Genomic DNA, 12,329 nt, shown 5'->3' on the forward strand with positions numbered 1-12,329 from the left:
AAATAAAAAGCCATTATAAAAATATTCATCGGCAAAGAATGCCTTATTTTTTTATCTATTAATTAGTGTTTGGCTATATTTTTATTTAATTTAGATTACAAATTTAAATTTCAATAAGCAATGAAAATTTAGTAAATCTTTTTTAGATAATATAAATGAGCAGCGTGAAGAGAAAAATAGAGCGTATAGAATTGTCGATTTATCTAAATCGTCAGTTAAAAACGGATATGTTGCTAATTGTAATGTTATATTTTGATTGTTGTTTATTGATTGTTTTAATGTATCTATATGAAATATATAAATAATGTAATTTTAACAAGGAAACAAAATAATTTATTTCGTTGCCTTGTCTTGGACACTAATTTACTTGACCCATTTTATAAAATCAAATCAGCCAGAAGGGCGAAGCAGCAGAATTTACCAAAAAAACAACTCAAATTATGGGTGTAAAATTCCACTCCATTTAGGAGTTATAAGGCTTGCAAGCCATTTAACAATAAAGATAGTCTAATATGGATGGTTAATTATTCTTTTGATAGTAACCACCGTGTCTAAAATAAGTATTTTGTTCTGTAATTAACAAATATTCATAATTATTGGTCTTGATGCACAGAAATGCAACGAAATAAATTATTTTGTTGCATTTTTAGAGTAAAAAATAAACTTAATCAGAGGTRTTAATATGGCTGAATTTTGTTTAGAGAAACGCCCCGATTTAGAGATGAAAACTATCTTYACAAAAGCWGTTGGGCAAGAAATATATCGTATYCGTCGAAGCCAAGGGTTAACRGGTAARGATTTRGCGCAAAAATTGAATGTTTCTCAGCAACAAGTTTCGCGTTATGAATGTGGCGTWTGYCAYATTACGATTGATAACYTRATTTTAATGCTCAGYGTRTTAAATATTTCATTAGATACTTTTTTTAAACAMGTTTATTTAAATGTATTTAGYGGTCAAGAAGAAATTGAAATACAGGGTTGTAATMGTCTTCTTGTATTTARACATTATGAAGAAMAACCTTTGAAAGGTAATTCATTTACMGATTAATAAATTTATTTTTAATTTAAATTGTCTTTTATTAAATAAAGACAATATCTTCCTGCACGGGATCAGGGGGATGTTTTCTTTATTTTAAATAAAGATATTTATCCATAAATGTAGTGAATGTACACGAGCATTTATTTTATTTAAACGACATGACTTTAATTACAGAGACTAATTATGAAAAAGATTATTTTAGCAACCCTGATTTCTGGCGCAATGAGTGCATCCGCTTTAGCTGTTGATGCAGGTCAAGGGACAGTCACGTTTGAAGGTTCAATCATCGAAGCCGCATGCGGTATCGCACCGGAATCCACTGACCAAACCGTGAACTTGGGTCAAGTCGCGTCTGCACAGTTGGCTGGTGGTGGTATGTCACGCCCTGTGAATTTCACTATCGAATTGGTGGATTGCGATACCAGCATCAGTGATACCGYGGAAGTGACCTTCACCGGGGGGATTAACCCGAATCTCGCCGATTCATTGGCGATTCAAGGGACGGCATCGGGTGCGGGYGTGGTGATTACCGGCTTAGATGCTGTGCCTGTGAAATTGGATGGCTCTRMGTCAGCAGGCYCTATCGCGTTACAAGATGGTGATAATTCCCTGCTGTTCTCWGCTTATCTGAAAGGGGATAGCACCACTATCGTTCCGGGCTTCTTTACAGCACTGACCAACTTCACCATGCAGTATAACTAATTTGTTTTTATTGGGCTAATCAAGGGGGCAATACAGTGAAACCGACAGGGCTAAAAAAAGGATGGTTTTTTCTTTCGGGCTGTATTGCCTTCTCTTGTGCTCATGCGGCGCCGCAGGGCGYCGGCACGGTRACMATGAATGGYGAAATTACGGATGCGGCCTGCACGATAGCGATGGAGTCTCGCGACCAAGTGATTGACATGGGCGTGTTRCCGATTGGCWCGATACGGCAAATCGGTGAAGGCCCTGTACGCGATGTCGATATCTATTTGGTGAACTGTGATTTAGTCAAAGCGAGTGATCCCACTCAAACCTGGCAGACCTTGCGGATGACGTTTGATGGACCGGCGGACAATGGGTTGTTTCGTGTTTTTGGCGAAGCTCGCGGGGTGGGGTTACACCTGCAAGACAGCGATCAGCGTCCGGTGATAACCGCCAATGCCAGTTATCAACATAACCAATACAGTGCCTATGGGTTACCGTCAGTGTGATGCTCAATGCCTCGCTTGCGCAAGCCGTCCCGGTGACCTTTGGTGGGACACTGATTGGTAATCCGCCGTGTGATATTACTGGGGATGATGACCCGGTTTCAGTGGAATTTGGGGAAGTGGGGATTTCGCGCATTGATGGCGTGAATTATGCCCAACCGTTTACCCTCACGGTCACGTGCGGGGCGGATTTAGGCAACAATGTGGCGCTATTTATGGGGTATGACGGGATGAATGCGGATTTTGATGACAGGGCTTTGCAGACCAGCCGACAGGGATTAGGCATTTTGTTGTCGTATGATGGCACGGTGATCAAACCGGATAATGGCGATATTCCTGTCACGATGTCCAGCCATGGGGTGATGACCCTCCCGTTAGTGCCGGTGCCGGTAAAAGACAGTAACCCGGCATTGGTGCTGTTTGAAGGGCCATTTACTGCGACGGGCACCGTCGAAATACGTTACCCGTAGAAAGGGGAAATCGATGAAAACACACTATTATGTTCGTCATCTCGCAGCGGTATTGGCGTGGAGTATGGCGGTGATGAGTCCTTCCGTGATGGCAGAGAGTTCAACACGCATTAACTACAGCGGCACATTGATCGCCTTGCCGTGCACCATCGTGCCGGGCATGGAAAATTTGTACGTGGATATGGGGATCACGGCCACGAAATCGTTGTACCGTTTTAACCGCACGGCGGGAAAAGTGATTGAGTTTTATTTGGAAGATTGTGATACCTCGTTAGGCAATGCAATAACCGCCACCTTTACCGGACCGATGACGTCGGAAGGGCTCTTGCAATTTAGCCCCAGCAGTGAAGCCAAAGGTGCGGGGATAGGGTTGGAGTATTTGGATGGCCGTCCTATTCCGATTAATGATGGGACGGTCTATAAAGTGCCGATCCAAGATGGGGATATGACCATTCGGATGAAGGCGTATGTGCAAGGCGAAGCAAGTGCACTGGCGAATAAAACCTTAGTCCCCGGTTATTTTAATGCGGTGCTGACGTATACGATGAGTTATGAGTAATAACAAATATTTCGTCTATCAAAAGAATAACAGAATATTATCAGCCTATGAATTGTATTCTATAAATAGTGTTGGTGATAAAAAAACATTAGATACTTCTATATAGAATAATACTTAGAATTGATTTATTTATAGGATAGGAATATGAGATTAAATTTATTTATATTATTTCTTGTTTCTTCACCTTTATATGCAGATATTTACTTAAGTGAAACTAGAGTATATAACTTGGTAACAGGAGAGGCAAGGTTAGTTTCTGGAATTAATGTTGATGGAGATTCTGCTGGATTTATTGTTCAGGATGCTAATCAAGAATGGCTAGGAACTGGACCTGATGGTAAAACGTATAGAGTATTTACACTAAAATATAGTTTTTCTGGACAAATCACATTAACTGTTGATGAATCTTTTTATAGTAATATTGGTAATTGTGAATTTAATGGTGAAGGAGACCAAAAACAGTTATATGTTGGTTGGACAGTAATGCAACCTGGCATTTCAGGCACTATTTATTCTAGTGCTGGGGCATTATATTCATCTGGCTTTTCTCAAGGAGTTGGTGTTCAAAGTCGATGGCGAGGAATTCCTGTAGGCCAGCCTACATTTACAGCAACATTTAATAATTCTAGCCAATCCGCAGACGTATATATAACTAATGGGCCTCAGGGTATATACACAATGCCGGGTGGTAAAATGGTTTATGTGCATACTGATGGAGAACGGCCTAATGCTTTACCCTATGCTGATATTTATGGGTTGTCATGCGGTGCTGTTTTAGGGGTAGGAGAATCGATTCCTACTGAACCAATAGAACCGCCAGCACCTGATATTGTTTGTGATTTTTCTACTGGTGGTGATATTGATTTAGGTGTTGTTGATATCACTTCAGCAAGCAATCGTTATGCTTCAACCTATCTTTATACCCAATGTACGGATGATGCAACAGTCACAGCAACAATACAAAAATCGGGCGGTGGAAATAATCTTTTGCAAATGGGTGGGTTAAATTTACGGGTTATTTTTGATAATAGCTCAGATAAGAAAACTTATTCGGCGAATACTAGTCAGAACTCACAAATTATTTGGGGACAAGTTACAAGTGTAGGAACATTAACACCCGGCGATTACTCTCAATCTATGGTAGTTTATTTAAATTATGAATAGTAGAGAGTATTTATTAAAATAAATATGAATTAAATTCGTTAAATATTGCTATTTATTTTACATTGAAAAAATATATCTATTTTTAATTATTGTTTCATTGAAAATTAATTTTTGTTTATTATTTTTACTTTGTTATTCATTTTTATAAATGAAGAGTTCTTATTATTCTATTTATATGAGGTTATTATTATGTTTAAGAAATCACTAATCTAACCGTTATCAATCGGTGGGAGGACTCCTCTCCCGCCAATGGGGTGAGCAAGGTCGGATTGGCAGTAATTTAGGGGTGCAATATTTCCACAGTGATGAAAACAAGGACAGCACAATGGAAGGCCAGTCTTAGTGCCGAGTTAAGTCCGCTCTCCTTGGGGGGCTCTAGTTTATACCAGACACGGGAATACCTGACATTGGAAGAGACCTTGCAAAAATCTAATACGGTGGCGAACAGTGATAGCGCGACTGCGCTGTGATGGTAAATAGTATTTTTATTTGCTTGTAAGGATAGTAACTCTGCTGATATAGATGGCGATTATGTTTGCGATGTAGGATCTTTATTCAACGTAATATTATATGATAGAAATGGAAATTTTAAATTTCCTTTTGGAACAAGAAATATTGAAATAACTATTTTGATTGAATTTAAATAGCCTTATAAAGATGAAATAATCTTAATAAGACGAAATGATGAAAAATTATAAGTAATGTAACTATTACTTAATATTCTTGATTGGATTTTGAAATTATTTGTAATTTTTTCAAAATACTATTTTTTAGCTTAAATAGATGATAGTATGGTTCTTTCTTTTTCAATCTATCTCTATAGAGATTTCTATTTTTTTGCATATGAATTCGTTCATTTTCTAAACTTGAAAACTCAGCATGTCCCGCAGCTTTTATAGGATTTGGATGAATACAATAAATTTTTGCAAAACCAAAAAAATTAAAAATAGACCACATATCTGCTTCATAGCGAATAGGATATAATTTTGATATTAAATTTTTAGCTGCTTTTGCATTAATAATATAAGCATGAGCAGCACTAGCATCTTTTATTCTATATATATTATTAGATAGTTTTTCGTTCTTTATAAATTTTTTAGCATTTGATAGTAGGTAGATATTCGGTTTTTGATTGTTATCAATGGCTTTAATTTCGTTAATAATTGTTTCAATATTACTAGGTAATATTGCATCATCTTCAAGGATCAGAGCAATATCTATCTTCTCATCTATTATTTTTTTATATACTTTTAAATGAGATAATGCACAACCGATCTCACCTTTAGTTAAATAAGAGTCTTTAAAATTTAAGGCAACCTTATTGATTTCATCACCTGAAAGTTTTCGGCCATCTATAGCTTCGATAAATTGATAATCTAGTTTTAAATTATTAAGCTGGTCTAGCATGAATTTTTTTCTATCATTACGTTCAGATAAATTAATAATAAAGGTATTCATGCATGTTCTCTCATATACATAGATGCTAGTTAATATCAATCACGGTTACTTATAAATTTAGAACTGAATAGATGATAACATAGATTTGACCTATGTATGAACTGGATGCATAAATTTAATCAATGGATTTGGTGAGATCTATTGTCAATATGAGATATGTTTATATTTAATAAACAGTTACGTGTAGATGATTTATATATGATATTGACTCTGGTAAGGTTTAGTGGGCTTGTGTGAGGAAAATAGATAAAAATTCCCCATCTTTCGATGGGGTCCATAAGGCAAATATAAATCACAAATTCTTCGTATGTGTTGTGATATATAATATTCTAAATTTTAGTTTGAATCTATGAGTTGTATCCTTAATAACGTCATAAACAGTAAGTAAAAGTTAAAAAAAGGTGAAAATTTTTATAATTATCAATCAATGTTACTTACTGTGCGAGTGTGGTCGATGTTGATAACGAGTATTTATAAATATAAATCTTCAGCTGCATTCGGCCAATCATTATGCATATGGTCGGTATAGAGTAAAAAACATTCGGCTATTGCTCTATTTAATACTTTATGATGAACAATATCACCTTCGGTTGATCGGACTTCCCAAATATCGTGATGATACAATTTTTTGGTTACCATTTCACAATCCCCCATTAAGCGGATAGCTTCTTCTGTATCTTTGATTAGATCAAATTTATCGTTCAATAAGTCATAGACTTCCATTTTTTCGACATCATAATTATACTCAGGACCACAACGACGAAATCCACAAGCAACATTAATTTGGAAATCAGTATAATGACTATATTTATTCATTAGGGGTTTGAAGTCCGATTTAACATACTCATTATATTGATTTTCATTAGCATTTATTTGGGCATTGCGCTTTTTTGCTCGAATATATGGCTCATCATCAAATTCTAATAAGGTTGTCGTCATTTCTAAGGTTTGTTTACTAGGATTAGTAAAAAAAGAATATAAAACTAGACCATAGTACTCACCTTGAGGTGTATAAACAGTTGTATTCTCTTCTATCTGGTATATATCATTAGGATTTAGACTTTCTTTATGTGAAAATTCTGCTCCTATACTTTCGGCTATTTTAATCATTTGTGCTGTTTTTAATTGTATTGAGGCCATAGATTAATTTCTCATTGGAATAAGTCACTAATTGATATTATACATCCTAAAGAATCACAATATCATTTAGTGTTTGGTAGAGTGAAAGGAAAAATTCATTTAGAGTACTTTAATAAGATAAATCCATAAAACAAAGATATAAATAACGAAAAAAGATGATAATATTTTAATCATCGTCCTTGTCTTTTAATGATGGATATTTTATTTTTAATGTAAATTCAATTTTGATGTTAAATAAAAATATCAGATGATGATGAGAAATTAAGAAAAAAAGCGACTATATAAGTCGCTTTATATAAATGTAGGTTACTAAAAGTCTAATTAGGAGAGATCTTGTCCATTTGAGGCAATAACTTTTTTATACCAATAGAAAGATTTCTTTTTATATCTATCGCCACTACCAACTAAGTTGTCATCAAGATCAACATAAATTAATCCATAGCGTTTTGACATTTCTCCTGTCGACATACTGACTAAATCAATGCATCCCCAAGGTGTGTACCCCATGAGGTCAACACCATCATCAATAGCATCTCCCATCGCCTCAATATGTTGTCTTAAATAGTTAATTCTGTAATCATCTTCTACGTAATGATTAGCATCTGGCTCATCAACTGCACCTAAACCATTTTCGACCACAAATAAAGGTAATTGGTATCTGTCATATAATTGATTAAGTGCCATTCTTAACCCTAGTGGATCAATCTCCCATCCCCAATCACTGGCTTGCAGGAATGGATTACGTGCACCACCGAATAAATTACCTCGTGCGCTTGTAACGTCTTTATCAGTAATATTAACAGTTGATGACATGTAATAACTAAACCCGATGTAATCTACGGTATTTTCTTTAATTATCGTCAAGTCATCAGGTTGAATATCTAAAGTTATATCTAATTGTTTCCATATATGTTTGGCATAATATGGATATTCACCTTTGGCTTGCACATCTGCACAGTAAAAATTAAAAGACTGAGATTCTTTAAATGCAGAAAATTGGTTAATTGGATTACAATCATAGGCATAAGTAGTGGCATAAAGGATCATACAACCAATTTGTATATCAGAGCGTAATTCATGAGCGACCTTAACGACCATACTGCTAGCAACAAATTGGTTATGCCAACTTTGTAATTTAGCTTGAGCATCCAAAGCTCCTGTTTTAATAATTAAGCCCTGACTCATTATTGGGAAATGTGCCGCACTATTAATTTCATTAAATGTCATCCAATATTTAACTTTATGGCTAAATCGTTCTAGGACTGTGCGCGAAAACTTAGTAAATAAATCAATTAAAGCACGATTTTTCCAACCGCCATATTCTGTGGCCAAATGCAGTGGCATCTCATAATGGGAAATAGTAATAACTGGTTCTATACCATGGGAAATACAGCAATCTATTACTTGGTTATAATGTTCTAACCCTGCTTCATTTGGTTCTGATTCAACACCATTTGGAAAGATACGCGTCCATGCAATAGAAAAGCGATAACATTTAAATCCCATCTGTGCGAATAGGGCAATATCTTCACGAAAACGATGATAATGGTCGATAGCGTTATGATTAGGATAAGTATATTTATTTGGTTCAATAGAGAAATCAAATTGTTCTGATACAACAATATTTAAGCGTTGTTTACCACCAGGAATAGCATCAACAATAGATAATCCTTTGCCATCTTGATCAAATGCGCCTTCTACTTGGTTAGCAGCGGTTGCGCCGCCCCATAAAAAACCTTCTGGAAATTGATATTTCATTTTAATCATCTCTATAAAGTATTAAATGTTATTTACATTAAATAATATTTAAAATTGCGACTTATTCCCTATTACCACCAGACTTCAGCTTGTACGCCAAGAGAAAATTGATCTTCTTTTTCATTTGGGAACTGATAATGCGATAATTGGTTGTCTAGGATATTTATCCACGTTCCATAAAAGCGAATTTCAGGGCGAGAAGTGAGTAAGCTAGTATCAACTTTTATAGCGTGGTACAAGGTGGCTTTCCATGCAGACTCAGTTTTTTTCTGATTATTTGTGTCGGTATTATTTTGTTTAAACCAACCCAGTTCTACACCGGTTTGATTATATTGATCCCAAATCCAAGCAGGGCGGACAACCGTTCGTAAGCTATCAAAGTTAGTATTTTTTCCTGTCTCATAACTATAGATATTATGGCCTTTTGAATAAACTAAGGCATTAGCTATAACAATATTATCGAAAGGATACATTTCACCTTGTGATATTAAGCGCCAAGCAGTCCCGTTCGTATGGTATCCATAATAATTGCGCCCATTTGCCATTGAATTGCTCGCACCAGAAAAGTTAGCAAAGCTGCTGGCATAAGAATTATTAGCGACTTGTAAGGTAAATTCATTAAAACCATTTTGTGATAAATCTTGATGAATAATAGCTGTGGTCATCCAACTGTTTTTAACACGAAAATATTTATCTTGTTCTCTATCAATTTTTTGATGAGAGGTTTCATTGGGTTGAGCATATTTTGCCATTGCAGAAAAATGCGCATTTTCCCATAACGGTATTTCTCGGTAACGTACATCAATTGAATTGGTATTCACTTTTGTTGATGACTTAGTATTCACACCAAAGTCGCTGTTTTTATCAATACCGTAAACATTAACATCATTGCGGCTTAAAGATATATCAACCAATCCTGGACCTATTTGCAAATTTTCTAGACCAATTGCACCGGCAACATCTGTTGTTGTAGTTTTCCAATCTAACATTTGAATTTCATATTCAGGGAGTTTGTTTTTACCTACCCAAAAATCTGCTTCTGGAGCAAAGGATAAAAAACCTCGTGTATTTAAATATAATTCATTAAATTGTAAAATATTTTCATTATTCGTATCACCAAACCATGCATCATTATATTGTTGACCAACATTACCATCAAAATTAACAACAGCATGTGCTTGTTTACCATTTTGATTATAAACTCGTTGGGATAATGTTAAATCAAACCACCCGGAATGTTCATTACCAAAACGACCAAGCGACCCTGCAGCATAACCATCAGCACTACCTTGATTAGTTGCTGCCCAACCAGCCCGCAAATAGCCAGTATAGGAAAACCCAATATCATCCTTAATAAATTTACTTAAGTCTCTCATGGAAATATGAGCTGTATTAGCATTATTATCCTGCACTGTAATTTGATTATTCGCGGATAATTCAAATGATTTATTTGATTTTTCTAATTCGAGCTGAGATGGTGAATTATTTTCTGGTGTAGCTAATTGAGAAGAATTTTTCTTCAATTTATTTATTTCTAACTTTGCAGATTCTAGTTCTTGCTGATTTTTTAGTAATGCTTTTTCTAATAACTCAATTCTTTGTTCTTGAGTTAATTGATTGGCATTAGAAAGTGCTGGAATTAAACTTAATGATATAAGTACTGCAATTGTCTTTTTATTATTATAGTGCATTTAAAACCTCACAATAATTTAAGGTCAAATGAATTTGCCATTCTTTATTTTAAATGGAGTTAATTGTTTGTTTTTAATTAAGCGAAAGTTAATTGAGCATAAAACTTTCGCCTATTTTTTGGTTTGATTATTAAGATAAATCAGCAACAGGGTAATGCTCAAATGCAGCATATTCTAAGAACTTAAAATGAGCTTGTTGTTTATGATACATGTGGTCAACACAAGCTATACCTACAAATGACCCTGTAAATTCACCATATCGACTATATTCGTCAGAAAATAGTGTAGTGTTATAATCTTCACCAATTTTTTGATAGTTAACATCATCAGTTGACCATTCAAAAAATAATGTTTTACCCTGTATATTTAATTTTAAATATACCTCATCATCAACATCATAAATTTCATTTAAATGATCTTCCTTCTTTAACCCGTTATCAATATGAATAATATAAAATACAGAAGTATTTTTATCTTCATCAAATGTTTTTTGTAAAAACAGATAATTCATATTGTCATAATAAAGGACTAATCCAGCACTATGTTGAAAAACTTCAGGGTTAAAATCTATTTTTGTGGTTATTGTGGCATGAACAGATGTTAATTTTCGTGCAATGAGACTAACTTTATTTTCTGAACAGAGAGATTCATGTCCTCGTAATGATAAATAGCCATTTTTTTCTGTTAGAGATGAGAATGTTTTATTATCAATCCTTGGAGTATACAAATTGATAGGTAATGAATCTCTATTGAAATCAATATGCTCAATTAATTGTTCATCTTCATTAATAGGCTCATCAGAACATATAGCAACATATTGTTTAGCAAGATTCCCGCCACCTTTTAAACGCATCCAATTATCTTCAGTCCAATACATTTCTTGAATAGCAGACTCACGGCCTAATGTACAAGCAAGTTCTGGAACAAAAGGACGAGAACATAAATGTGTTAAAAATACGCGTCCATCATCGGTTTCAATATAGCTACCATGTCCTGATTTTTGAAGTACAGATTCTGGGTTAAAACATTCAATACGCAAATAGTCTTTATCGAAACTTGCTGCTGATTCTTGAACAATATTAACGGGTGTATCTAAGGTATCTGCTTTGACAGAAGTGAGAATTGGATTCTCAGGATCTTTTTCATATGGGCCTAAGATATTTTTAGCGCGTCCCATGGTGATGCAATGACCATAACCTGTACCGCCTTCGGCGCACATAATATAATAATATTCACCACGTTTGGTAATATGGGCACCTTCAGCACCAGTTCCATAAATCCCTTGCCAAATTCTTTTTGGGTAGCCAATAGTTGAATTTGTTTTCGGGTCGAATTCCACAACAGAAATAGCAAGTTGATGGTCATCGCGAGTTTCCCAATCAACAGCGACTATCCATTTTTTCCCATTATCATCATGAACAATAGAAGCATCATAACCTGCTGAATGTAAATAAACGGGTTCACTCCATGGGCCATTAATATCACTTGCTGTAATTAAATAATTATCGACATCAAAATAACGCCCATTCATAGAATTCATGATGCCATAAAGAACATAAAATTTTTGGTCTTGTTCACACCAAGTTAAACAAGGAGCCCAAATACCTTTAGCTGAACGTAATTTATTTAAACTTATAGTCTCAGCATCTTGTAATGCATGAGTATGAAGGGTCCAATTTTCTAAATCTGTAGAGTGATAAATGGGTATTCCAGGAAACCATTCAAAAGAGGACACAGCAATATAGTAGTCATCGCCACGGCGACAAATTGCTGGGTCAGCATTGAAACCTTTTAAAATCGGATTCTTAATCATAATATTGTTTTCTCCGGCTTAAACTTTATCTTACGCATCGGTATTGA

Annotated in this window: 11 protein-coding genes; 6 read left to right on the forward strand and 5 right to left on the reverse strand. The window is 35.0% G+C overall.

The window, feature by feature from the left end:
* Nucleotides 1-721 precede the first annotated feature (721 nt).
* The 6 genes from OO7_RS07840 to OO7_RS07865 all read left to right on the forward strand — a co-directional run bounded on the left by OO7_RS07840 (nt 722) and on the right by OO7_RS07865 (nt 4,422).
* The gene (locus OO7_RS07840) at nt 722-1,048 is read left to right on the forward strand and encodes a helix-turn-helix domain-containing protein (RefSeq protein WP_236620691.1); all 327 of its coding nucleotides are present in this window, start codon (nt 722-724) and stop codon (nt 1,046-1,048) included.
* 174 nt (nt 1,049-1,222) lie between these two features.
* Nucleotides 1,223-1,741 (forward strand): fimbrial protein, encoded by a 519-nt coding sequence (locus OO7_RS07845; protein WP_008915414.1) that lies wholly within the window; start codon nt 1,223-1,225, stop codon nt 1,739-1,741.
* Nucleotides 1,742-1,776: 35 nt separating this feature from the next.
* Nucleotides 1,777-2,232, forward strand: a complete 456-nt coding sequence (locus OO7_RS17460; RefSeq protein ID WP_008915415.1) for a fimbrial protein — start codon at nt 1,777-1,779, stop codon at nt 2,230-2,232.
* Nucleotides 2,232-2,699 (forward strand): fimbrial protein, encoded by a 468-nt coding sequence (locus OO7_RS07855; protein WP_008915416.1) that lies wholly within the window; start codon nt 2,232-2,234, stop codon nt 2,697-2,699. The genes OO7_RS17460 and OO7_RS07855 overlap by 1 nt, the downstream gene beginning before the upstream one ends.
* A gap of 13 nt (nt 2,700-2,712) precedes the next feature.
* Nucleotides 2,713-3,258, forward strand: a complete 546-nt coding sequence (locus OO7_RS07860) for a fimbrial protein (protein ID WP_008915417.1) — start codon at nt 2,713-2,715, stop codon at nt 3,256-3,258.
* Between the two features lie 144 nt (nt 3,259-3,402).
* Nucleotides 3,403-4,422 (forward strand): hypothetical protein, encoded by a 1,020-nt coding sequence (locus tag OO7_RS07865; protein ID WP_008915418.1) that lies wholly within the window; start codon nt 3,403-3,405, stop codon nt 4,420-4,422.
* 714 nt (nt 4,423-5,136) lie between these two features.
* Here OO7_RS07865 and OO7_RS07870 read toward each other — a convergent pair.
* From OO7_RS07870 to OO7_RS07890, 5 genes are all read right to left on the reverse strand, one after another.
* Complete coding sequence (locus OO7_RS07870) at nt 5,137-5,880, reverse strand: glycosyltransferase family 25 protein (protein WP_008915419.1); 744 nt, start codon at nt 5,878-5,880, stop codon at nt 5,137-5,139.
* Nucleotides 5,881-6,351: 471 nt separating this feature from the next.
* Nucleotides 6,352-7,020, reverse strand: a complete 669-nt coding sequence (locus OO7_RS07875; protein WP_008915420.1) for a hypothetical protein — start codon at nt 7,018-7,020, stop codon at nt 6,352-6,354.
* 321 nt (nt 7,021-7,341) lie between these two features.
* Complete coding sequence (locus OO7_RS07880; RefSeq protein WP_008915421.1) at nt 7,342-8,778, reverse strand: glycoside hydrolase family 1 protein; 1,437 nt, start codon at nt 8,776-8,778, stop codon at nt 7,342-7,344.
* A gap of 71 nt (nt 8,779-8,849) precedes the next feature.
* Entirely contained in the window at nt 8,850-10,469 is a 1,620-nt protein-coding gene (locus OO7_RS07885) for a carbohydrate porin (RefSeq protein ID WP_008915422.1), read from the reverse strand.
* 130 nt (nt 10,470-10,599) lie between these two features.
* Nucleotides 10,600-12,282 carry a glycoside hydrolase family 43 protein gene (locus OO7_RS07890; protein ID WP_008915423.1) on the reverse strand — a complete coding sequence of 561 codons (1,683 nt, stop codon included), beginning with the start codon at nt 12,280-12,282 and terminating at the stop codon, nt 10,600-10,602.
* Nucleotides 12,283-12,329: the final 47 nt, after the last annotated feature.

Origin of the sequence: Providencia sneebia DSM 19967 (assembly GCF_000314895.2) — a bacterium.
In the GTDB taxonomy this organism is placed as follows: Bacteria; Pseudomonadota; Gammaproteobacteria; order Enterobacterales; family Enterobacteriaceae; genus Providencia; species Providencia sneebia.

Coding starts and splice junctions, on each gene's coding strand:
- OO7_RS07855 (WP_008915416.1), top strand. CDS start 2,232: ATGCTCAATGCCTCGCTTGCGCAAGCCGTCCCGGTGACCTTTGGTGGG.
- OO7_RS07860 (WP_008915417.1), top strand. CDS start 2,713: ATGAAAACACACTATTATGTTCGTCATCTCGCAGCGGTATTGGCGTGG.
- OO7_RS07865 (WP_008915418.1), top strand. CDS start 3,403: ATGAGATTAAATTTATTTATATTATTTCTTGTTTCTTCACCTTTATAT.
- OO7_RS07870 (WP_008915419.1), bottom strand. CDS start 5,880: ATGAATACCTTTATTATTAATTTATCTGAACGTAATGATAGAAAAAAA.
- OO7_RS07875 (WP_008915420.1), bottom strand. CDS start 7,020: ATGGCCTCAATACAATTAAAAACAGCACAAATGATTAAAATAGCCGAA.
- OO7_RS07880 (WP_008915421.1), bottom strand. CDS start 8,778: ATGAAATATCAATTTCCAGAAGGTTTTTTATGGGGCGGCGCAACCGCT.
- OO7_RS07885 (WP_008915422.1), bottom strand. CDS start 10,469: ATGCACTATAATAATAAAAAGACAATTGCAGTACTTATATCATTAAGT.
- OO7_RS07890 (WP_008915423.1), bottom strand. CDS start 12,282: ATGATTAAGAATCCGATTTTAAAAGGTTTCAATGCTGACCCAGCAATT.